Origin of the sequence: Mesorhizobium sp. B1-1-1 (genome assembly GCF_006442955.1) — a bacterium.
In the GTDB taxonomy this organism is placed as follows: Bacteria; Pseudomonadota; Alphaproteobacteria; order Rhizobiales; family Rhizobiaceae; genus Mesorhizobium.
Genome location: NZ_VFWW01000001.1, coordinates 1 through 22,603 on the forward strand (window position 1 = coordinate 1; position 22,603 = coordinate 22,603).

19 protein-coding genes and 1 tRNA gene are annotated in these 22,603 nt (G+C 63.7%); 7 read left to right on the plus strand and 13 right to left on the minus strand.

The genetic code is table 11. The annotated features are described in order from the left end of the window. Positions 1 to 187 precede the first annotated feature (187 nt). A tRNA-Pro gene (locus tag FJ986_RS00010) sits at positions 188 to 264 on the minus strand. A 199-nt stretch (positions 265 to 463) separates the two neighbouring features. On the opposite strand from FJ986_RS00010, the gene FJ986_RS30330 reads away from it, so the two are divergent. Both FJ986_RS30330 and FJ986_RS00015 read left to right on the plus strand, forming a co-directional pair. Further along, positions 464 to 625 carry a hypothetical protein gene (locus tag FJ986_RS30330; RefSeq protein WP_181170896.1) on the plus strand — a complete coding sequence of 54 codons (162 nt, stop codon included), beginning with the start codon at positions 464 to 466 and terminating at the stop codon, positions 623 to 625. A 10-nt stretch (positions 626 to 635) separates the two neighbouring features. After that, on the plus strand, positions 636 to 2,876 hold the full coding sequence (locus tag FJ986_RS00015; RefSeq protein WP_140494790.1) for an AGE family epimerase/isomerase: 2,241 nt from the start codon (positions 636 to 638) through the stop codon (positions 2,874 to 2,876). 30 nt (positions 2,877 to 2,906) lie between these two features. Here FJ986_RS00015 and betB read toward each other — a convergent pair whose 3' ends face one another. The 5 genes from betB to betI are packed head-to-tail and all read right to left on the minus strand — an operon-like array spanning position 2,907 to position 9,203. Beyond that, positions 2,907 to 4,370 carry a betaine-aldehyde dehydrogenase gene (gene betB, locus FJ986_RS00020; RefSeq protein ID WP_140673065.1) on the minus strand — a complete coding sequence of 488 codons (1,464 nt, stop codon included), beginning with the start codon at positions 4,368 to 4,370 and terminating at the stop codon, positions 2,907 to 2,909. 56 nt (positions 4,371 to 4,426) lie between these two features. Continuing rightward, entirely contained in the window at positions 4,427 to 6,079 is a 1,653-nt protein-coding gene (betA, locus tag FJ986_RS00025; protein ID WP_140673067.1) for a choline dehydrogenase, read from the minus strand. Positions 6,080 to 6,082: 3 nt separating this feature from the next. Beyond that, complete coding sequence (locus tag FJ986_RS00030; RefSeq protein ID WP_140517944.1) at positions 6,083 to 7,090, minus strand: threonine/serine dehydratase; 1,008 nt, start codon at positions 7,088 to 7,090, stop codon at positions 6,083 to 6,085. Further along, a complete protein-coding gene (gene betC, locus FJ986_RS00035; protein WP_140559422.1) occupies positions 7,087 to 8,616 on the minus strand; it encodes a choline-sulfatase in 1,530 nt (509 codons plus the stop codon). The genes FJ986_RS00030 and betC overlap by 4 nt, the downstream gene beginning before the upstream one ends. Next, the gene (betI, locus tag FJ986_RS00040) at positions 8,613 to 9,203 is read right to left on the minus strand and encodes a transcriptional regulator BetI (RefSeq protein ID WP_140494780.1); all 591 of its coding nucleotides are present in this window, start codon (positions 9,201 to 9,203) and stop codon (positions 8,613 to 8,615) included. Before betI ends, betC begins: the two co-directional genes overlap by 4 nt. A 188-nt stretch (positions 9,204 to 9,391) precedes the next feature. Here betI and FJ986_RS00045 point away from each other — a divergent pair, with 188 nt between their 5' ends. Both FJ986_RS00045 and FJ986_RS00050 read left to right on the plus strand, forming a co-directional pair. Further along, a complete protein-coding gene (locus FJ986_RS00045) occupies positions 9,392 to 10,558 on the plus strand; it encodes an acetyl-CoA acetyltransferase (RefSeq protein ID WP_140673069.1) in 1,167 nt (388 codons plus the stop codon). Between the two features lie 26 nt (positions 10,559 to 10,584). Further along, positions 10,585 to 11,589 carry an asparaginase gene (locus FJ986_RS00050; protein WP_140673071.1) on the plus strand — a complete coding sequence of 335 codons (1,005 nt, stop codon included), beginning with the start codon at positions 10,585 to 10,587 and terminating at the stop codon, positions 11,587 to 11,589. 11 nt (positions 11,590 to 11,600) lie between these two features. Here FJ986_RS00050 and FJ986_RS00055 read toward each other — a convergent pair whose 3' ends face one another. Further along, entirely contained in the window at positions 11,601 to 12,977 is a 1,377-nt protein-coding gene (locus tag FJ986_RS00055; RefSeq protein WP_140517948.1) for a TIGR03808 family TAT-translocated repetitive protein, read from the minus strand. A gap of 116 nt (positions 12,978 to 13,093) precedes the next feature. Here FJ986_RS00055 and greA point away from each other — a divergent pair, with 116 nt between their 5' ends. Continuing rightward, complete coding sequence (gene greA / locus FJ986_RS00060) at positions 13,094 to 13,570, plus strand: transcription elongation factor GreA (RefSeq protein WP_140494772.1); 477 nt, start codon at positions 13,094 to 13,096, stop codon at positions 13,568 to 13,570. A gap of 9 nt (positions 13,571 to 13,579) precedes the next feature. On the opposite strand, the gene FJ986_RS00065 is transcribed toward greA, so the two are convergent. From FJ986_RS00065 to FJ986_RS00080, 4 genes are all read right to left on the minus strand, one after another. Further along, a complete protein-coding gene (locus FJ986_RS00065; protein ID WP_140517949.1) occupies positions 13,580 to 13,969 on the minus strand; it encodes a type II toxin-antitoxin system death-on-curing family toxin in 390 nt (129 codons plus the stop codon). Beyond that, positions 13,966 to 14,187 (minus strand): AbrB/MazE/SpoVT family DNA-binding domain-containing protein, encoded by a 222-nt coding sequence (locus FJ986_RS00070; RefSeq protein WP_140494768.1) that lies wholly within the window; start codon positions 14,185 to 14,187, stop codon positions 13,966 to 13,968. The genes FJ986_RS00065 and FJ986_RS00070 overlap by 4 nt, the downstream gene beginning before the upstream one ends. Positions 14,188 to 14,298: 111 nt before the next feature. Continuing rightward, positions 14,299 to 16,419: a methylmalonyl-CoA mutase gene (scpA, locus tag FJ986_RS00075; RefSeq protein WP_140673073.1), complete on the minus strand. Its 2,121-nt coding sequence runs from the start codon at positions 16,417 to 16,419 to the stop codon at positions 14,299 to 14,301. Next, complete coding sequence (locus FJ986_RS00080) at positions 16,416 to 17,858, minus strand: methylmalonyl-CoA mutase subunit beta (protein WP_140494764.1); 1,443 nt, start codon at positions 17,856 to 17,858, stop codon at positions 16,416 to 16,418. The genes scpA and FJ986_RS00080 overlap by 4 nt, the downstream gene beginning before the upstream one ends. A 283-nt stretch (positions 17,859 to 18,141) precedes the next feature. Between FJ986_RS00080 and FJ986_RS00085 the strand changes: the two genes are divergently transcribed. Beyond that, positions 18,142 to 19,680 (plus strand): helicase HerA-like C-terminal domain-containing protein, encoded by a 1,539-nt coding sequence (locus tag FJ986_RS00085; protein ID WP_140555863.1) that lies wholly within the window; start codon positions 18,142 to 18,144, stop codon positions 19,678 to 19,680. Positions 19,681 to 19,765: 85 nt separating this feature from the next. Here FJ986_RS00085 and FJ986_RS00090 read toward each other — a convergent pair whose 3' ends face one another. Both FJ986_RS00090 and FJ986_RS00095 read right to left on the minus strand, forming a co-directional pair. Beyond that, on the minus strand, positions 19,766 to 20,590 hold the full coding sequence (locus tag FJ986_RS00090; protein WP_140673075.1) for a L,D-transpeptidase: 825 nt from the start codon (positions 20,588 to 20,590) through the stop codon (positions 19,766 to 19,768). Positions 20,591 to 20,792: 202 nt separating this feature from the next. Next, positions 20,793 to 21,455 (minus strand): haloacid dehalogenase type II, encoded by a 663-nt coding sequence (locus FJ986_RS00095; protein WP_140517954.1) that lies wholly within the window; start codon positions 21,453 to 21,455, stop codon positions 20,793 to 20,795. Between the two features lie 154 nt (positions 21,456 to 21,609). Here FJ986_RS00095 and FJ986_RS00100 point away from each other — a divergent pair, with 154 nt between their 5' ends. Further along, entirely contained in the window at positions 21,610 to 22,488 is an 879-nt protein-coding gene (locus FJ986_RS00100) for a branched-chain amino acid aminotransferase (protein WP_140517955.1), read from the plus strand. Positions 22,489 to 22,603: the final 115 nt, after the last annotated feature.

Consider the following 22,603-nt stretch of genomic DNA (forward strand, 5'->3'; position numbering starts at 1 on the left):
AAAGGCTCGGCATCAGCGAAGTCGACGACGGCATTTGGCTCGTCTCCTTCATGCACTATGATCTGGGATATATCGACTTGGAACAGAGGACCTTGCAGACCATCGACAACCCGTTCGGCACGAGGTTGTCACCCATGTCTTAGGTACATTCTGTTACCTATGTCTCCGGGCCGTACATTTGTTTTTCTGGTCGGAGTGGCAGGATTTGAACCTGCGACCCCCTCGTCCCGAACGAGGTGCGCTACCAGGCTGCGCTACACTCCGTGACCAGACGCGGGCTTATAGCCGCCGCATCTGGTTCCTGCAAGCGTCAATGGCAGCACTTCTGTCGCATTTCGCCAGCTTTCTTCGCGAGCCTGTTTCAGCGCCTCGAATAAACGCCGCTTAAAGGCTTCCGTGGTAGGGCACCCCTCGGCAAACGTTTGCGCGATTTGTGTTTCCAGCCGCCCGGAGATTTTCAGTCTTGACCCTCAGGATCGTTGGCGAAGCACGGCTCGACAGGTTCGGATTGCCGGAGCTTGTCGTGGTGGTGGAGAGCCCGGTATCGTCGCAGCGGCGCCGGCAGACGTTCGACGCCGTGCTGCGCCGTAGTCCGGAAGTCGGCGCCTACAACCAGATCTTTTGACAAGGGCATCATGAGCCAGCGCATCGTCAGTTTCGTCATGAGCGGCGGCGTCGGCTCGCGGCTCTGGCCGCTGTCGCGCGAGGACAATCCCAAGCAGTTCCACGACCTTTCGGGCGACGGCTCGATGCTGGCAAAGACCTTGCGCCGGCTGGCGTCACGGCCCAGCGGCGATACGCCCATCTTCATGATCGCTTCCGAACGCCATGCCGAGCGCGTCCATGCCGATCTCGCCGGCATAAACCTTGCCGGCGGTGGGCCGCTGTTCGAACCTACCGGCCGCAACACCGCCGCGGCGGTGGCGCTGGCAAGCCTGCGCACGCTCGCCGAATTCGGTGACGAACTGGTGCTGGTGGTGCCGTCCGATCACGAGATTTCGACCGCGCGGCAATTCTGGCAGAGCGTCGAGGCGGGCACCGCCGCTGCCAGCGCCGGGCGGCTGGTGGTGTTCGGCCTCAAGCCGACACAGCCGGAGACCGGCTATGGCTACATCGAAGTCGCCGCCGAAAGAGCAGGCGTGTTCGATGTCTCGCGCTTCGTCGAAAAGCCGGACCTTGCCACCGCCCAGGCCTATCTCGAAGCCGGCAATTTCCACTGGAACACCGGCATCTTCCTGTTTCGCGCCGGCGCCATGCGTGATGCTTTCGCAGCTTTCGAGCCGAAGATCTGGCAGGCGACCGAAGCTGCCTACAAGGCTGCGACATCGGACCTTTCCGGCTTCTACATGCCGCTGGACCTCTACGGCGCCATTCCTTCGGTCTCGATCGACTATGCCATCATGGAGCGGGCAAAGGACATCGCCATGGTGCCGGCCAGCTTTCGCTGGAACGATCTCGGCTCCTGGCAGTCGCTGCTCGATGTCGGGCCTGCCGATAGCCAAGGCAATGTCATCGCCGGCGACGTCGTCGCCATCGATTGCGAGAATTCCTACATTCGCAGCGATGGCCGGCTGCTGTCGGCCATCGGCATGAGAGATGTCGCCATCGTCTCGACATCGGACGCTACCTTCGTCGCCCCGGTCAGCCATAGCCAGCACGTCAAGAAGATCGTCGAGCAGCTCGAAAAATCCGGCCGGTTGGAAACCCGCTTCACGCCTGCCCACGACCGGGTCATCGAAAGCGGCGCTTGGCGTCGCCGCGTCCATCACTGGCTGTTTCAGGAGACGCTTCCGCTGTGGTCGACATCAGGCGTCGACGAACGCTATGGCGGATTCCACGAGGCTCTTGGCTTCGACGCCACGCCGCTGATGAAGCCCAAGCGCATGCGCACGCAGGCCCGCCAGGTCTACGCCTTTGCGGTCGCCAAGCAACGCGGCTGGGACGGCCCGGCCGACCGGCTCATCGCCCACGGCATCGACTTCATGGCCGGAAGCGGCCGAACGGCAAGGGGCGGCTGGGTGCGTACCCTCGACATCGACGGTTCGGTCGCCGACCCGGTCGAGGACGCCTACGATCATTCCTGCGTGCTTCTGGCGCTGGCGCATGCCCACATGTCGGGCCATCCGGATGCGCTGCGGCTCGGCGAAGAGACCTTCGCCTTCCTCGATGCCCATCTCGAGGATAGCCGCATGACCGGCTTTCTCGAAACCTCGGACGGGCAGGGCGAGCGGCGCTCCAATCCGCACATGCATTTTTTGGAAGCCTTCCTCGCCTGGCACGAGGCGACAGGCGAGCGCGCTTATCTGCGCCGCGCGGCACGCATCATCGACCTGTTCCGCAACCACTTCTTCGATCCCGAAAGCTGGACGCTGGGTGAATATTTCGACGCCGGCTGGAGGCCCGTGGCGGGCGAGAAGGGTACCTGGACCGAGCCCGGCCATCATTTCGAATGGGCCGCGCTGCTTGTCGATTTCGCCGCTCTTAGCGGCCAGGCCGAACTGAGTGGCTTCGCCAGGAAACTCTATGCCTCGGCCATCGCCAATGGCCTCAACCGCGCCACAGGCCTTGCCTATGGCGCCGTCTCCCGGCAGGGTCTGCCGCTGGACCTGGTCTCGCGTAGTTGGCCACAGGCCGAAGCGGTCAAGGCGGCGATTGCGTTGGACGGTTCTGGCGGACCCGATCTCAAGCCGGAGATCGAGGAACGCGTAGGCCGGCTGTTCCGCTGGCACATCGACCCGGCGCCGCTGGGTCTGTGGATCGACCGCGTCGACGAGCGCGGCCGCTCGCGGGCATCAGATGTGCCGGCCAGCATTTTTTATCATCTCGTGTGCGCGCTGACGCAGTATCTGGATGGGACTGCCGAGAAGGGCGGCTGAGAAAGAGGCGCTGTCCCGACGACATTTTGCTCAATACGGGCTGGCCACATCCCCGGTCTCGACATAAACCGCCTTCATCTGCGAATAGAGCGCCAGCGCGGCCAGTGAATTTTCTCGCCCGATGCCGGATTGCTTGATACCGCCGAAGGGGATTTCGACCGGGGTCAGGTTGTAGGCGTTGATCCAGCACGTGCCGGCCTGCAGCTCGGCGATGACGCGGTGGGCGCGCGACAGGTCGCGCGTGAACACGCCGGCCGCGAGACCGAACTCGGTGTCGTTGGCGCGCTCGACCACCTCGTCCTCGCCGTCGAATTTCAGCACGCTCATGACAGGCCCGAAGATTTCCTCGCGCGCGATGCGCATGCTGTCGCTCACCCCGGTGAACACCGTCGGCTCGACGAAGAAGCCGCCTTCAAAACCTTGCAGCGAGGGCACGTTGCCACCGCAGGCGAGCGTGGCGCCTTCTTGCTTGCCCGCCGCGATGTAGGAGACGACCTTCTCCTGCTGTGCCTTGCTGACCAGCGGCCCCATCTGGGTTTCGCCATCGAGCGGATCGCCGATGCGGATCTTCTTGGTTCGCTCGACGAGCCGGTCGACGAAGCGGTCATGGATGCCCTTCTGAACGAAGACGCGCGTGCCGTTGGAGCAGATCTGCCCCGTCGAATAGAAATTGCCGAGCATGGCGCCGCCGATGGCATTCTCGAGATCGGCGTCGTCGAAGACGATCAGCGGCGACTTGCCGCCGAGTTCCATCGTCGCGTGCTTCATCTTCGAGCCGGCGAGCGACAGCACCTTGCGGCCGGTCGGCACCGAGCCGGTCACCGACACCTTGGCCACGACATCGTGGCTGACCAGGCTGGCGCCGACATCGCCATAGCCTTGCACGACGTTGAACAGCCCGTCGGGCAGGCCTGCCTCGCTGTAGATCTCGGCCAGGGCCAATGCCGACAATGGCGTGTTTTCCGATGGTTTGAACACCATGGCGTTGCCCATAGCGAGCGCGGGCGCGGATTTCCAGCCGGCGATCTGGATCGGGTAGTTCCAGGCGCCTATGCCGACGCAAACGCCGAGCGCCTCGCGCCGCGTGTAGGCGAAGGGCCCGCCCAGATCGACAGCCTCGCCATTGTAAGCTGCAACCGCGCCGCCGAAATATTCCAGGCAATCCGCGGCCGATGGCGCATCCGCCACCAGCGTTTCCTGAATCGCCTTACCGGTGTCGAGCGTCTCGAGGCGGGCAAGATCGGCGTTGCGGGCGCGCAAGATGTCGGCGGCGCGGCGCAGGATGCGGCCGCGCTCCACCGGCTTCAGCCGCGCCCAAGCCGGTTGCGCGGCACGCGCAGCCTCGATGGCGAGTTCCAGCACGTTCGGCGTCGCCGAGCGCAGCAGGGCGATGGTCTCGCCGGTTGCCGGATAGATGACCGGCAGTGGCGCGCCTTGCTCGTCGTCTATGTAGCGTCCGTTGACATAGTGCGATGCCGTTGGCTGGGCGCGCATGGGCTTCTCCAAATCGTCTTAGCGGCATGCCGATCGTGCGGTTGCACGATCATGCTCTATCTGTCGGACGCCTGCCAGCGGGGATTGATCCATGGTTCCTGGTTGGAAGGCGCCAGCGGCGTGCGGCCGAGAATGTGGTCGGAAGCCTTCTCGCCAGTCATGATCGACGGCGCGTTGAGGTTGCCGTTGGTGACGCGCGGGAAGATAGAGGAATCGGCTACCCGCAGGCCCTCGACGCCGATCACGCGGCATTCCGGATCGACGACGCTCGTGACCTCGTCGGCGCGGCCCATCCGGCAGGTGCCGCAGGGATGATAGGCGCTTTCGGCGTGATCCCTTATGAAGATGTCGAGGTCGTCGTCCGATTGCACGTGGCTGCCGGGCGAAATTTCCTGGCCGCGGAAGCCGTCGAAGGCCTTCTGGCCGAAAATCTCGCGCGTCAGCCTGATGCAGTGGCGGAACTCGCTCCAGTCGTCTGGATGCGACATGTAGTTGAAGTGGATCACCGGTTTCGAATTCGGGTCCGGCGAGCGCAGCGTCACCGAGCCGCGCGATTTCGAGCGCATTGGCCCGACATGCGCCTGAAAACCATGCGACTTCGCCGCCGCCTTGCCGTCATAGCGCACCGCCGCCGGGATGAAGTGGTACTGGATATCAGGATAGTCGACCCCGGCGCGCGAGCGCACGAAGGCCGCCGCCTCGAAATGATTGGTAGCGCCAAGGCCGGTCTTGAAGAACAGCCACTGCGCCCCGATCATCGCCTTGGAAAACGGGTTGAGTACCGAATTCAGCGTGATCGGCTTTGTCGATTCCTGCTGGATATAAAGTTCCAGATGGTCCTGCAGGTTGCGGCCGACGCCGGGTCTATCGGCCACCACCGCGATGCCGTTTTCCCTGAGATGTTCTCCAGGCCCGATGCCCGACAGCATCAGGATTTTCGGCGAATTGATCGACGATGCCGCGACGATCACCTCACGTCGCGCCTTAACGACTTGAATCTGTTTGCGAGCTTCGATTTCGACCCCGATGGCGCGTTGATTCTCGATGATCACCCGTCGCGCAAAGCCCTTGACCAGGCTTACGTTTTTGCGCCTGAGCGCCGGCCTCAGATAGGCTGATGCCGCCGACCAGCGGCGGCCGCCGAAAATGGTCTGCTCCATCGGGCCGAACCCCTCTTGCCTGGAGCCATTATAGTCGTCGGTCAGTTCGAAGCCGGCTTGGCGGCCCGCCTCGACGAAGGCGCCATAGAGCGGGTTTTTCCGCGTGCCGCGCCGCACGTGCAGCGGCCCACCACGGCCCCGCCAGCCGTCCTCGCCGCCCTCCGCATCTTCCATGCGCTTGAAATAGGGAAGCACGTCGGCGAAACCCCAGCCGGCGGCTCCCTGTTCGGCCCAGTGGTCGAAGTCGCGGGCGTGGCCGCGCACATAGACCATGCCGTTGATCGAGGACGAGCCTCCAATCACCTTGCCGCGCGGCGTCGCCAGCACGCGGCCGCCGAGATGCGGCTCGGGCTCGCTGGCAAAACCCCAGTCGTAGAGGCTCATGTTGAGCGGGATCGACAGCGCCGATGGCATCTGGATCAGCGGCCCGACATCGGAGCCGCCGAATTCGATAACGATGACCGAGTGCTTGCCATCCTCCGACAGGCGATAGGCCATGGCCGAGCCGGCGGAGCCGGAGCCGATAATGACGAAATCCGCTTCAAGCATTGTTCATATGCGCCCATCGTTCACATGTGTGATGAAATCGGCGAGCGAGACATTGCCGCCGGTAGCCACCACAAGGACGGTCTTGCCGGCCACATCCACCTTGCCGCCGAGCAGTGCCGCCAGCGAGGCAGCTCCGGACGGCTCAAGCACCAGCTTCATCCGCTCGAAGGCGATTTTCATTGCCCGCCGCACCAAGGCGTCGTCGACAGTGATGCCGCGAACGCCGGCGGTTCTGACCGCCGCGAACGGCGCGTCGCCGGGCCGCCGCGACATCAGCCCGTCACAGATCGAATTCGGGGCGAGCGGCATGGTCTCGATGCTGCCATGCGCCAACGAGGCGCCCATGCCGTTGAAACCTTCGGGCTCGACGCCGATGATTTCCGTGGCCGGCGACAGATAGTGGAAAGCGAGCGAAACGCCGCCGATCAGGCCGCCGCCGCCGACCGAGCAGAACAGCACGTCCGCCTTCGCGCCCTTGGCAGAAAGCTGCTCCAGTGCCTCCAGCCCGGCACCTGCCTGGCCGGCCACGATTTCCGGATCGTCGAAGGGATGCAGCAATGTCAGCCCTTCGGTCTCGGCGATCTCGCGCGCCTTGGCGGCAGCGACTTCCTCACGCGCGCGCTCGCCGTGATCGGTAAGTACCACGCGCGCGCCGTAGCCTGCTGTGGCGTCGCGCTTGGCGGCCGGCGCGTCGATCGGCATGACGATGGTGACGGGAATGCCGAGCGCCTGGCCCGCAGCCGCCAGTCCTTGCGCGAAATTGCCGGAAGAATAAGCGACGACGCCCTTCTTGGCTTCGTCGGGCGACAGCCGCTTCAGCCGCCAATAGGCGCCCCGAACCTTGAACGATCCCGCCCATTGCAGCGATTCCGCCTTGACGAAGACGCGAGCGGCGCCGGTTTCCCTGGCGAGCGCCGCCGATTCCAGCAGCGGCGTGATCTGCGTCGCCTTGGCGGTGACCGCATAGGCTTGCTTCAGGTGGTCGAGTGAGGGGACAAGCGTAGTCATCATTCGCCTCGCGGATACCGCTTGCTCTCTTCGAGATTGTCGAGGTTCATGTGGTTGCGCATGTAGCGCTCGGACGCTTTCTGCAGCGGCTGGAAATCCCAAGGGTAGTAGGCGCCGTTGCGCAGCGCCCGATAGACGACCCAGCGGCGCGCCTGGCTTTCGCGCACCGCAGCGTCGAAGGCGGCCATGTTCCAGCGCGCCCGCACCTTGTCCATGAACGCCGCGACCAGCGGTTCGTTGGCCGGATCTGCCGCGAGGTTTTCCCGCTCCAGCGGATCGGATTGGAGATCGAACAGTTGCGGCGCATCGAGCTCGCAATGGACGAACTTGTATCGGCCCTCGCGGATAGCCACCAGAGGCGCGTATGAACCCTCAGCCGCATATTCCATCAGCACAGGCGCGCTGCGCCGCTCACCGTCGATCAGAGGCAGCAGCGATTGGCCATCGGTCCATGGCGCGACGGCATCGATGTCGATGCCGGCGAGGTCGCAAAGCGTCGGCGTCACGTCGAGATTGGAAACCGGCGCTTCGATCAGCCCGGCCGCAACGCCCCTGCCGGCAATCATCAGCGGCACCCGCGCCGAGCCCTCGAAGAAGCTCATCTTGAACCATAGGCCGCGCTCGCCGAGCATGTCGCCATGGTCGGAGCAGAACAGGATGGTGGTGTCGTCAAGCATGCGCGTTCGCTTGAGGACGTCCAGGAGCTCGCCGAGCTTGTCGTCGACATAGGAAATATTGGCGAAATAGCCACGCCGCGAACGGCGCACCTGCTCAGGGGTGATCTGGAACGACGGATAATCGCTGGCGACATACAGCCGCTGCGAATGCGTATCCTGTTCGTCATACGCAATGAAATTGGTTTCCGGGTCGAGCGCCTGGCAATTTTCGTAGAGATCCCAGTACTGCTTGCGCGCGACATAGGGGTCGTGCGGATGTGACAGCGAAACGGTCAGGCACCAGGGCCGGCGCTCCTCATCATCCTGCTCCCGCGAAAGCTGGTAGAGCTTCTGCGTGGCGAGGAACACGACCTCGTCGTCATATTCCATCTGGTTGGTGGTTTCCGCAATGCCGGCCCCGGTCACCGAACCCAGATTGTGATACCACCAGTCGATGCGCTCGCCGGGCTTACGATAATCCGGCGTCCAACCGAAATCGGCGGGGTAGATGTCCGTGGTCAGCCGTTCCTCGAAGCCGTGCAACTGGTCCGGCCCGACGAAGTGCATCTTGCCCGACAGGCAAGTATGGTAGCCGGCGGCGCGCAGATGATGAGCGAAGGTCGGGATCGACGAGGCGAACTCGGCGGCGTTGTCATAGACTCCGGTGCGCGACGGCAATTGGCCGCTCATGAACGAGGCACGGCCCGGCGCACAGAGCGGCGAGCCGGTGTAATTGTTGCGGAAGCGCGCCGAGCGGGCGGCCAACGCCTTCAGATGCGGCGCGTGCAGGAAGTCAGCCGGCCCGTCCGGAAAGAAAGTTCCGTTGAGCTGATCGACCATGACGATCAGGAAGTTAGGGTGCTTGCGTGTCACTGCGTCTGCCGTCCGCTGAGTTTCGTTTCGAGATAGTCCTCGACCAATGCGATCGCGGTCGCGGCATCGGGCACGCCGTCCTTGAGCGCGCGCCTGATATAGAGCCCGTCGATCATCGCCGCCGTCGCTTCGGCGACGCGGTCGGCCTCGGCTCGGGACAGGATGCCGGCCAGCCCGCTCATCAGGTTCGAATGCAGCCGCCGCGCATAAATTCTGAGCAGCCGGCGCAGCGCAGCCGATTTCTGCGCCTCGACATAGAAGGCGAGCCAGGCGGCGATCGTTTCGGCACGGAACTGGATCTCGGAGAAGTTGACGGCCACGACCGCCGAGACGCGTTCGCGTGGGGAACCGGTGGATTGAAGCGCGCGCCGCATGTCCGTGGTCAGTTCGGCCAGGATATGCCGCATCGTCGCGAACAGCAGCTCATCCTTGACGCCGAAATAGTGATGGGCCAGCGCCGACGACACGCCGGCGCGCCCGGCGATCTCCGACATCGTCACGTCAAGCGAGCCGCGCTCGCCGATCGCCGAGATCGTCGCGTCGATGAGCGCTTTGCGGCGCAGTGGCTCCATTCCGACTTTCGGCATGCTGTTCCCATTGTTTCGGTGAAGATTATTTTTTATTGACGGGTCAATCAACAAAAATTCAGCCCAAACAACAACCGATTGTCGGCTCTGGCTCATCCCGCGGACTGGAAAACGGTTCATTATTGAACAATATTGAGTGCTCAGGCCGCGATATGACGTGTTAGGATCCGCGGCAAATGGAGGTTGCCATGACCGCATGCATCGTTGGCTGGGCGCATTCGCGCTTCGGCAAGCTTGAAGGCGAAACATTGGAGAGCCTGATCGTCAAAGTGGCAACCGAGGCGCTCGACCATGCCGGCATTGGCCCGGACGACGTCGACGAGATTGTGCTCGGACATTTCAACGCCGGCTTTTCCGCACAGGATTTCACCGCCAGCCTTGTCCTCCAGGCCGACGACCGGCTGCGCTTCAAGCCGGCGACGCGCGTCGAGAACGCCTGCGCCACCGGTTCGGCCGCTGTCCGGCAAGGCGTCCGCGCCATCGATGCCAATGCCGCCCGCATCGTGCTGGTGGTCGGCGCCGAGCAGATGACGACGACGCCCGGCCCCGAGATCGGCAGGAACCTGCTGAAAGCCTCCTATTTGCCCGAGGATGGCGACACACCGGCCGGCTTTGCCGGCGTCTTCGGCAAGATCGCACAAGCCTATTTCCAGCGCTACGGCGACCAGTCGGATGCGCTTGCCATGATCGCCTCCAAGAATCACAAGAACGGCGTCGACAATCCCTATGCGCAGATGCGCAAGGATTTCGGCTACGAATTCTGCCGCCAGGAGAGCGAGAAGAACCCCTTCGTCGCTGGCCCACTGAAGCGCACCGACTGCTCGCTTGTCTCCGACGGTGCCGCTGCTATCGTCCTCACCGACACAGCGACGGCACTGAAGATGCGCCGCGCCGTCACCTTCCGCGCCAATGAGCACGTGCAGGATTTCCTGCCGATGTCGAAGCGCCACATCCTGACCTTCGAAGGCTGCGAGCAGGCCTGGAGCCGGGCGCTCAGGAATGCCGGCGTGACGCTTGATGATCTCTCCTTCGTCGAGACGCATGACTGCTTCACCATCGCCGAATTGATCGAATATGAAGCCATGGGCCTGGCGAAGCCTGGGGAGGGCGCGAGGCTGGCGCTGGACGGCACGACCGCAAAGGACGGGCGGCTGCCGGTCAACCCGTCCGGCGGCCTGAAGGCGAAGGGTCATCCGATCGGCGCCACCGGCGTGTCGATGCATGTGCTGAGCGCCATGCAGCTCGTCGGTGAGGCCGGCGGCATCCAGGTGCCCAACGCCAAGCTTGGCGGCATCTTCAACATGGGCGGCGCGGCGGTCGCCAACTACGTTTCCATTCTCGATCGGATTCGGTAAAAGCGACCCGCATCCGCGGGGGCAACATGACAAATCCGGTTCTGATCGAAGTTCTGCGTGGCGCCATCGTCGAGAGCGCGCACCGAGGCGCGGTCGCGGTTTTCGACGCCGATGGCAAGCCGGTTCTCGAGATCGGCGACACATCGAGGCCGGTGTTTCCGCGCTCCGCGGTCAAGGCGATCCAGGCGCTGCCGCTGGTCGAAAGCGGTGCTGCCGATGCCTACGGCTTCGGTAACCGCGAACTGGCGCTGGCCTGCGCCTCTCATTCGGGCGAACCGGCCCACGTCGAACTGGCGCGGTCGATGCTCGCGAGGGCCGGGCTGGACGGGTCGGCGCTTGAATGCGGCGCGCATTGGCCGTCGAGCCATGACGCGACGATCGCACTCGCCCGCGCCGGCGGTTCCCCGAACGCCCTGCACAACAATTGCTCCGGCAAGCATTCCGGCTTTCTTTGCACCTGCGTCCATTCAGGCATCGAGCCTCACGGCTATGTCAGGGCGGATCACGCCTTGCAGGAGATGGTGCGCGATGCCATGCAGGCGGTGACAGGAGCTCGCCACGGCGCCGACGAGCGCGCGACCGACGGCTGTTCGATCCCGACCTACGCGGTGCCGCTCAGGAGTTTTGCGCTTGGCTTTGCCCGCATGGTGACCGGCAGGGGCTTCGCGCCCGAGCGCGCCAGGGCGGCAAAGCGATTGTTGTCGGCTTGCATGGTCGAGCCGTTCTTCGTCGCCGGCACAGGCCGCGCCGATCTCGCGCTGATGCAGGCGGCGCCTGGCCGAATATTTGCGAAGGGCGGCGCCGAAGGGGTCCATTGCGCGGCGCTTCCCGAGCTTGGCCTCGGCATCGCACTCAAATGCGATGATGGTGCCGGCCGGGCCGCCGAATCCATGGTGGCCGCAATCATCGCCCGACTGCTGCGCGCGGACGAGGTTTTGGCGGCGAAGCTGCTCGAAATGGCGAATGCACCCATCGAAAGCCGGATAGGCGCCAAGGTCGGTGCGCTCAGGCCGACGGCGGCACTGGCCTGAGCCGGACGCTCTCAACTGACATGATTGCGCTCGACGGTCAGATGCGGAAAGCCGGTGTCGGCTGACGCGGCGAGATCGCCCGTGGCCGGGTCGGCCCAGCGCTGCCCGACAATGGCGCCATTGCGTGCGCCGTCGATGACATTGTCGGAGATGATGGCGGTTCCGGCACCGTCGACCACGCTGACGACGATGCCGGTGCCCGCTTTGCGGATGATGTTGCCGGTGGCCACGACGTTGCGCAGATACGGTCCCCAGCCGATCGACATGCCGTAGAGCGGCGCATTCTCGATGACGTTGTTGGACACGGTGGTGTCGGCCTCGACGCCGATGCCGACGCCGAATCCCGGCGGGTCGGCGGGGTAGGGGCCTGATGTCGACAGGTTGCGCACGATGTTGCCCGAGCAAACACCCATGCGTCCGCCTTCGTTGAAATTGACGATCGAGATGCCGTTGGCGGCACCATCGACGATGTTGTTGCTGATAACGGCGCCCTCGAACGAGAATTCGGAATAGACCGCCGTTTCGCCGGAACGCATGCAAGTGTTGCCCGATACTTGCAGATTGCTGGCGCTGTTGGCGCGGATGGCGGAGAATGCGCAGTCCGAAACAATATTGCCGGAGACGATCACGTTGGCGGCGCGGAAGGCATTGATGCCATTGCCGTTCTGGCCAGTGCCGCCGCCGCGCGCCGCGATGCGTTCGACCCGGTTGCCGGTGACGATGGTGCCGTCCTCCGCCGCTTGCCAGCGGTGCACGAGGATGCCGCCATTGGCGCAGTCGGAGACGGTGTTGCCTGTGATCGCCAGCCCTGCGGCCTCGACCGAATAGATGCCGGCGTCCGCCGCTCCGGATATTTCCGTGCGCTCGACCCGGCCCGCCGCGTGCTCGAGCGCCAGCCCGTTCTTGCCGCTGCCGGTTATCTGGCAATTATCGACGATGAGATGCGCCACGCGGCGCAGATCGAGCAGTCCTTGCGCGTAGTCGCCCATCGAGCGGTTTGAGCCGTCGAGGACCAGGCCGCTGAGCTCGATGTGATCGGCTTGTTCGGCCATGAACAGGTGGCCGTCGCCACCATAGACGATGCGCGTTGCGCCAGGCACGCCGGTAAGGCGCACCCGGCCGGGCAGCGTCAGGTTGGACACGACATAGGTGCCGGGCTGCAGGAAAACCGGCATGTCGCGATCGCTGGCCTCGCGCAGCAGCTTGGCGAAAGCCTTGCTCTGATCGTCAAAGGTGCCGGGTTGCACGCCAAGCTCGGTGGCGTTGATCGATCCGCGCATCGAGGCTTTCTCGACGCCGGGCAAGCTCGCGGCGGCTGCCTTGCCCAGCGAAAGCCCGAACACGGCAAAACCGGCTGTCCGGACAAGCAGCTTGCGTCTGTTCAACATCGGCACAGGTCCTGGCTTTTGCCCATCTAGTGGCAGGATTCGTGCCAGTCAGGCACCTGCGTCCCCGGCGAGGGCAATGACTTGTGAAGTCGTGAGGGCGGGCATAAGTTCAAGGAATGAGCAGAGCCTTTACCCGCGAGGAAGACAGCGAAAACGCCATCGCAGGCGTCGGCGAACGGCCGATCAGTCAACACCGCAACCTGGTGACGGAGCGTGGCCTGGCAATGATCGACGAGAATCTGGCCGATCTGCGCGACATATTGGCCAAAGCCGAGCGGCGGGGAGACCGCGAGCGCATCGCACTGGTATCTCGCGACCTGCGCTATTGGACCGCGCGGCGCGAAAGTGCCGAGCTTTCGGTGCCCGAGCCCGGGAGCGACGTCATCCGCTTCGGCATGGGCGCCACGCTCGAAGCCGACGACGGCAAGAAGGTGCACTGGAAGATCGTCGGCGAGGACGAGGCTGATCCATCGAAAGGCAGCATTTCCCATGTATCGCCAATGGCGATTGCTTTGTTTGGCAAGAAGGTCGGCGATGTCGCCACCGTCAATGGCAAGGAATGGGAAATCGTCAAGCTGAGCGCGGGCGGCTGAACCCCAACATCAGTCCTCGGTCTTCACGATGTGGTCGCGAAAGAACGCGACTGCACCCGCTTCATCGATCTCGCCGGCGGCGATAGCCATCACGAATTCATAAAGCGTGCCGTTGTCCGCCGTCAGGACCTGACCGTTGACGATCAGGAAGGCGCCGGCGGCGACAATAGCCGTGCGTTTGTTGCCGTCGACAAAGGCATGATTTCTGGCAATGCCGAAGACATAGGCTGCTGCAAGATCTGCAATCGACGGAGTGCCGTAATTAGCCTTGTTCTCGGCCCGGGCCAGTGCCGATTCAAGTGCATTTTCATCCCGCAAACCTTGTGCGCCGCCATGCCGGCGCAATTGTTCGGCATGCATCGCCTCCACCGCGCGGCGCGACAGGAACTCCCAGTTCATTCGGCGAGCTTCTGAAGCGCGACCTTGTACTTGTCCATGACCTTGCGAGCAGCTTCCATCTGCCGCTCGAAACTATCGTCGACCGGTTTGAGGACGATGTCCTTGTCTGTTTCGAGAACCTGAAGCTGATCACCGGCTTTGAGATTCAGGCGGTCGAGTAGCTCCTTGGGCAGGATCACACCTTCGGAATTGCCGATCTTGCGAATGGTGGTGTTCATGCTGGATTGCTCCTGTTGCAACGTCAATTATAACTCGACCGCCGCACCGTTGCAACAGATATTATAACTTACGAATGGGAGGAAGGCCCGGACACACTCGTTGCCGATAACTCAGGACGCCAGCAGCCGGTCGATCAGCCGCTCCGCTGCTTGCGGGATCACGGTACCGGGCGGGAAGATTTCCGCCGCACCCGCTTGCAGCACGGCATCATAGTCCTGCGGAGGGATCACGCCGCCGGCAACGATCAGCATGTCGCTGTGGCCGAGCCTCTTCAGCGCATCCCTGAGCTCCGGGATCAGCGTCAGATGTCCCGCCGCCAGCGACGACGCGCCGACAATGTGCACATCCTGCTCGTGGGCGAGCTTCGCGATCTCCTCCGGCGTCTGGAACATGGCGCCGACGGTGACGTCGAAGCCGAGGTCGGCAAAGGCTGTGGCGATCACCTTCTGGCCGCGGTCATGTCCGTCCTGTCCCATTTTGGCGACCAGGATGCGCGGCTTGCCGCCGGTCTTCTTTTCGAACGCGCCGATCTTCTCCTGCAGCCGGTCGACGGCCGGATTGTCGCCGAGCGCCTGGCGGTAGACGCCGGAAATCGTCTGCACCGACGCGATGTGGCGGCCAAAGACCTTTTCCAGCGCCAGCGAAATCTCCCCGACCGTCGCATTGGCGCGCGCGGCGTGGATGGCGAATTCGAGCAGGTTCTCGCCGCTCTCGGCCGCGCGGGAGAGCGCTGCGAGCGCATTCTCGAGCACCGCGACGTCGCGCGTGCCCTTCAGCCGCTGCAGCTTCGATAGCTGCCGGGCTCTTACCTCGGCATTGTCGATCTTCAAGACGTCGACTTCGATATCCGCACCGGGCCGGTGCGCGTTGACGCCGACCAGCACCTGCTCGCCTGAATCGATGCGCGCCTGGGTGCGGGCGGCCGCCTCTTCGATGCGCAGCTTGGGAATGCCCTTCTCGGTGGCCGCGGCCATGCCGCCGAGCGCCTCGACCTCCTCGATATGGGCAAGCGCACGCGCTGCCAGATCATGCGTCAGCCTCTCGAGATAAGCCGAACCGCCCCACGGATCGATGATGCGCGTGGTGCCGGATTCCTTTTGCAGGATCAGCTGCGTGTTGCGGGCGATACGGGCCGAATGATCCGTCGGCAGCGCCATGGCCTCGTCGAAGGAATTGGTGTGCAGCGATTGTGTATGGCCCTGTGTGGCGGCCATCGCCTCGATCATCGTGCGGATGATGTTGTTGTAGGGATCCTGCGCCGTCAGCGACCAGCCAGAAGTCTGGCAGTGGGTGCGCAAGGACAGCGAACGCTCGTCCTTCGGCGAAAAATTGTTCATCATCAGGCTCGACCACAGAAGCCGCGCCGCCCTGAGCTTGGCGACTTCCATGAAGAAGTTCATGCCAACAGCCCAGAAGAAGGACAGGCGCGGGGCGAAGCGGTCGATGTCGAGCCCGGCCGCGACGCCGGCGCGGGCATATTCGATTCCGTCGGCAATCGTATAGGCGAGCTCCAGGTCCGCCGTCGCGCCGGCCTCCTGCATATGGTAGCCGGAGATCGAGATCGAGTTGAATTTCGGCATATGCCTGGATGCGTAGGAGAAGATGTCCGACACGATCCGCATCGAGGGCTTCGGCGGATAGATATAGGTGTTGCGGACCATGAACTCCTTCAGAATGTCGTTCTGAATGGTCCCTGCGAGATCCTTCTGCGCAACCCCTTGTTCCTCGGCCGCCACGATGTAGAGCGCCATGATCGGCAGCACCGCGCCGTTCATGGTCATCGACACCGTCATCTCGCCGAGCGGAATGCCGTCGAAGAGCTGGCGCATGTCGAGGATGGAATCGATGGCCACGCCCGCCATGCCGACATCGCCGGCCACCCGCGGATGATCGCTGTCATAGCCGCGGTGCGTGGCGAGATCGAAGGCGACCGACAGGCCTTTCTGGCCGGCGGCAAGATTGCGCCTGTAGAAGGCGTTGGACTCTTCCGCCGTCGAGAAACCGGCATATTGCCGGATCGTCCACGGCTGCTGGACATACATGGTCGGATAGGGTCCGCGCACGAAGGGCGGCATGCCCGGATACGTGTCGAGTTGCGGCAGCCCCTTGAGGTCGCCCTGATTGTACAGATGTTTGACGGCAAGGCCTTCCGGCGTCATCCGCTGGCCCTTGATCTCGACCGGCGCCCGCCGCGGCGGCGCCCAGCCGACCTGGCTGAAATCCGGAATCAAGAAGCGGCTCCGATCGATTGATCGATGCGGACCGGAAACAGCGGCTCGCACATGACGATGCCTTCCGTGAACGCAGGTCGCCGCTCCGCGGCCAGCGTCTCGACAGCGCGCTCGGTTTTCTGCGGATAGAGCGTGGCGCCGACGATGGCGCGCTCGCGGGATCGGAAGGCGGCAGCACGCTGGGCGGCGGCGGTGCGAACACGTTCCTGTATGCGTCCGTCCTGAAGGCTGGACAGCACGCCGCCCTCGGCCTCGATCGCCTGCAACTCGGACCAGGCCGCTTCGCAGAGGCCAGCGGTGAGCGCTTCGACGCCACCGGAGCCGCAGGCGGGATCGGCGACCTGATCGATGTGGCTTTCATTGGCCATGATCAACTGCGCATTACGGGCCACGCGGCGTGCGAAAGGCGCCGGCAGGCCATGCGCGACGGTGTGCGGCAGGATGGCGATCGAATCGGCTCCGCCCGCCGCCGCGGCGAAGCAGGCGATCGTCGTGCGCAGGATGTTGGTCTCCGGGTCCAATGCCGTCATCATCCGAAACGACGTCTCGGCGTGAATATTGGCCGTCGAAGTCGGGATCGAGCAGGCTTCCTGGACGCGAGCCCACAGCCTGCGCAAGGCCCGGACCTTGGCCATCGACAGGAACTGATCCTGGTCGGCGCTCAGCGCAAACCCGATATGGGGCGCTGCGTAGACGAGCGGTTGCCGCGCTTTCTCGAACATCCTGAGATAGGAGACGGCCGAAGCGAGCATGATGCCAAGCTCCTGCGCCTCCGTGGCGCCGGCATTGTGGAACACCCGCCCATCCGCCTCGAGCAGCACGCCGGGCACGCCCATCGAAAAGAAATGTGCCAGCGATTGCGGCATGGATTCCTGCAGCGCCTCGATCGACATGCGCAACCGGCCGGTTCCGGCCAGGATCGCCGCCGGATCGATCCCGAAGGAGAGGTTGAGCTTTGCCGGATCGGAGCGGCGCTTGCCAAGGAACGCCACCAGCCAGTCGGCCATGGGGCGGCTCCATGGGTGGGCGTCGATCCGGATCTGGACGCGGTTTAACGGGATGCCGTCCAGAACCGTCTCCAGCGCCTGCGCCGTTCTCGGCAGGCCGTAGCCGAAGGCGTTCGGGGCACCTTCGAAGACGAGCGACAATCCCGTCGCGCCCTGCGCGACGTCCTCCAGCGCCTGGGCTTTGGCGCGACCAATGTCGGGATCGTCGATGCGCTGGCTGACGATCCACGGCGATCCGGGGTTGGCGCGCACGATCGGCTCGGCCGCCGCCGCGCGCTCATAAAGCGGTTCCACGCGGATGCCGTCATCGGTGTGCGAGACCAGTTTTTCCTCGAAAGATGCGCCGGCGAGCGCCTTTTCAGCCAGGGCCAGCCATCGCTGCCGGTCGGCATTCGGAACTTCGTTATCCCTGGTCAAGGCTCCGGCGCTCATCCACTGTCCTCGTCACTATGCGGCCGCATCAGCCTGGAGCACTTCAGTCTACGGGTCCCGGTGCGATACCGCAATGCAATGCGCTTCCAAGACTCGAATTCGATCCCTCGAGCGTACACCAGCCTTCGAGCACGAAGCATGAACGATTGCCAAACATGGGCAAAATCCGCAAGCTCCAAAAAAGGCCATTTTCGCTGATCGCCATTGTCGCTGTGCAAGGGCCCCACTATACCTTCGGGCAAGGGGCTGGTTTTATACACAGCAGTTTGCGGAGACCGGACATATGGCTGACGACACCATTTTCATAGGCGCCAGCCGCAAGCCCGACGACAGCTATCAGCGTCCCGAAAACCTGCTTTTGCACTATGGCAACCGTCACGGCCTGGTGACCGGTGCCACCGGCACCGGCAAGACGGTCACCTTGCAAATATTGGCCGAGGGATTCTCCAATGCCGGCGTGCCGGTGTTCTGCGCCGACATCAAGGGCGATCTCTCCGGTATAGCCATGATCGGCACGGCGCAGGATTTCCTGGTCAAGCGCGCCGAGCAGGTCAAGCTCGACCCCTATGACTTTCAGGAATTCCCCGTCATCTTCTGGGATCTGTTCGGCGAACAGGGCCACCCCATCCGCGCCACCATCTCCGAGATGGGCCCGCTGCTCTTGTCGCGGTTGATGAATTTGTCCGAAGCCCAGGAAGGCATCATGAACATCGCCTTCCGCATCGCCGATGAGGAAGGCCTGCTGCTGCTCGATCTCAAGGACCTGCAGGCGCTGCTCGCCAATATCGCCGGGCGCGCCGAAGAGATCAGCGCCCGCTACGGCAATGTGACGAAACCCTCGGTCGGCGCCATCCAGCGCACGCTGCTGGTGCTGGAACAGCAGGGGGCGGCGAATTTCTTCGGCGAGCCGGCATTGCGCATCGCCGACATCATGCGCACCACCCGCGACGGCCGCGGCGCCATCAGCGTGCTGGCCGCCGACAAGCTGATGATGAATCCGCGACTCTACGCGACGTTCCTGCTTTGGCTGATGTCGGAACTGTTCGAGGAGCTGCCCGAAGTGGGCGATCCCGACAAGCCGAAGCTGGTCTTCTTCTTCGACGAGGCACATCTGCTTTTCGACGACGCGCCGAAGGTGCTGATCGACCGCGTCGAGCAGGTGGTGCGTCTGATTCGCTCGAAGGGCGTCGGCGTCTATTTCGTCACGCAGAACCCTCTGGATATTCCTGAGAAGGTTCTGGCCCAGCTCGGCAACCGGGTCCAGCATGCGTTGCGCGCCTACACGCCGCGCGAGCAGCAGGCGGTAAGGACCGCGGCCGAGACGTTCCGGCCAAATCCGGATTTCGATTGCGCGACCGTGATCACGCAACTGGGCACCGGCGAAGCGCTGGTTTCAGTGCTGGAAGCCAAGGGCATCCCGTCCATGGTCCAGCGCACGCTGATCCGTCCGCCATCGTCACGACTTGGGCCCATAACCCCAGCCGAGCGGCGGAAGCTGATCCAGGAAAGCCCGGTGATCGGTCAGTACGATGAGGGTGTCGATCGCGAATCGGCTTTCGAGATGCTGCAGAAAAAGGCCAAGGACGCGGCGGATGCCGAGGCACAGCAGGCCGACGCCGGCCGTTCACGCTGGACCATTCCGGGCTTCGGCAATGATGCTCCGCCGCCGCAACCCGGCGGCAGACGCCCGCCTCAACCGCGCCCGTCCAACCGCCAGACGGTGGCGGAAGCCGCGATCAAGTCGGTGGTGCGCTCTGTCGGCTCGTCGGTCGGCCGCGCCATCGTGCGCGGGATACTCGGGAGTCTGTCGAGGGGCAGATAGGGAAGCGCGATCGCGCAACGGCCATGCAGGGATAGGCTGATGTGGAGGTGAAGGCGGCGAGTCGCCGCATTCACCCTCGCTCCCATCAGAAAATCGCGTCGGTCACCGCTTTCACCGGGCCAAGCAGCACCGATCCGTCCGGCACGCCGGCATCGATCGGGATGGCTTTGTGATTCGCGGTCGCCACCATGGGCTGGCTGGCGTCGCTGGTCACGATGACCGGGGTCTTCGAAGGCACGCGATCATATAGGTCTATAATGTCCTGGTTCATCAGGCGCACGCAGCCCGACGACACCGACTTGCCGATCGAACGCCATTCCGGCGAGCCGTGCAGCCGGTAGAGCGTGTCGACGTTGCCCTGGAAGAGATAGAGCGCACGTGCACCGAGCGGGTTTTTCAGCCCGCCCGGCATACCGCCATTGTCAGCGCTGTATTGCCTCAGTTCCGGCTGCCGGGCGATCATCTCGTCCGGCGGCGTCCATTTCGGCCACTTCTGTTTCCACTGGACGACGGCATCGCCCGACCATTCGAAGCCGGCGCGGCCGAGGCCGACGCCGTAGCGGATCGCCTGGCCGCCCGGACGAATCAGATAGAGGAAGTGGCCGGTCGTATCGACGACGATGGTTCCCGGCTTCTGGCCGGTCGGGTCGGGCACGATCTGGCGCAGGAATTGCGGATCGATCCTGTCGACGGGAATGGCCGGCACTTCGAAACCGCCATCGCTGACGGCGGCGTACATCGTCACGTAGTCGGCGAGCGGCGGCTCGACATAGGCCGGTGGCGGTGGCTCGACTGGCCCGGACCCGGTGGTGGCGCATGCGGAAACCGCGATCGAGGCGGCGCCCAGGGCTGCGGCATTGAGAAAGCCGCGACGGCTCAGGCGATAGGATTCGATTTCGGCTGGGAACATGGTTGCCTTCTTTAAGTCTGAAATCGCAACAAAGCATGAATATGCCGACCGTTGCGAGGGTGCCTGATCAACACTTGGGCGCGATAGGCGGTTCCGAATCTGGCCTCAAGGTGGACAAACAAAGGCGAAGCTGTGACCGCGTCGCCACTGTGGCGCTACGGTCACAGGAGCGAAAACCAGGATTACTTTTGGGCCGCATGCGTTAGCCACCTGTGACAAGGGCATCGAGCGACGGCAGGATCAGGGCCGGTGGAAAATCTCGATACTCCTCCGGCTGGTTGGAGCGGTTGATCCACACGGTGCGGAAGCCGAACTTGGTCGCGCCGGCAATGTCCCAGCGGTTGGACGACTGGAAGGAGACCGCACCCGGATAGAGGCGCCAGCCTGTCGTGACCATGTCGTAGACCGACGGATCGGTCTTGAAGCGCCGTACCGCATCGACGGAATAGATATCGTCCAGCACCTGATCGAGCGCCGCGGATTTAACGGCTGCCTCCAGCATTTCCGGTGAACCGTTGGACAGGATTGCCAGCTTGGCGCCGGACGCCTTCAGCGCCTTCAGCACGGCGGGCACTTCCGCATAGCAGTCCAGCCGCCAATAGGCATCCAGCAATACCGCCTTGAGGCCGGGATCGGCAGAGGGCACCTTGTGCAACGCGAAATCAAGTGCCTGCTCGGTGAGTTGCCAAAAATCGGCATAGGCGCCCATCAACGTACGCACCCAGGAATATTCGAGTTGCTTGGCGCGCCAGATCTCGGACAGCAACTGGCCGTCCGGTCCGATGGCGTCGGCGTGGCGGCGCACGGCGGCATGAACATCGAACAGTGTGCCGTAGGCGTCGAAAACATAAGCGGCGTATTGCATGGCAACAGTTTTGAGGCGAGGCGGGGCAAGGTGCAAGTCTTGATTGCAGCGCGCCGTCCGTGGCCTCAACAAAACTCCCCGATGCTGGTTGACGACGCCGGCCAAAGCGTCATCCAATGCTGCAACACGAGATTGGTCGGAACGGGACAAAGCAATGACACTGGCGGCTGCCGCACTTTCCGCGACATGGACTTTCGTCGACGGCGACTGGTACGAGGGCAATGTCGCCGTTTTGGGCCCGCGCAGCCACGCAATGTGGCTCGGCACCAGCGTGTTCGACGGCGCCCGCTGGTTCGAGGGCGTCGCTCCCGATCTTGAGCTTCATGCCGCGCGCGTGAATGCCTCGGCGATCGCGCTCGGTCTCAAGCCTTCGATGACGGCCGAGAAGATCGTCGGACTGACCTGGGACGGATTGAAGAAATTCGATGGCAAGACGGCTGTCTATATCAGGCCGATGTATTGGGCCGAGCACGGCGGCTATATGGGCGTGCCGGCCGATCCCGCGTCGACCCGTTTCTGCCTGTGCCTCTACGAATCGCCGATGATCTCGCCGACCGGCTTTTCCGTGACGGTTTCGCCGTTCCGGCGCCCGACTATCGAAACCATGCCGACCAACGCCAAGGCCGGCTGCCTCTATCCCAACAATGGCCGCGCCATCCTCGAAGCCAAGATGCGCGGCTTCGACAACGCCCTGGTGCTCGACATGCTGGGCAACGTCGCCGAGACCGGAACCTCGAACATCTTCCTGGTCAAGGACGGCCACGTCCTGACGCCGGCGCCGAACGGCACCTTCCTGTCCGGCATCACCCGCTCGCGCACGATGACGTTGCTTGGCGAGTACGGGTTCAAGACCACCGAAAAGGCGCTGTCGGTGCGTGAATTCCTCGAGGCGGATGAGATTTTTTCGACCGGCAACCATTCCAAGGTCATTCCGATCACGCGCATCGAGGACCGCAGCCTGCAGCCCGGGCCGGTGGCCAAGAAGGCGCGGGAGCTCTATTGGGATTGGGCGCATTCGACGTCGGCGGGCTGATCCGTCCAGACTTTTCGTCGCAATGCGCCCGGTTTCCGGAAACTGTGTGACAGTTCTCCGGAACCCGCTTAGAAAGAGCACCCGGCGCTTCACTTTTCGGAGTTGTCCGAACCCA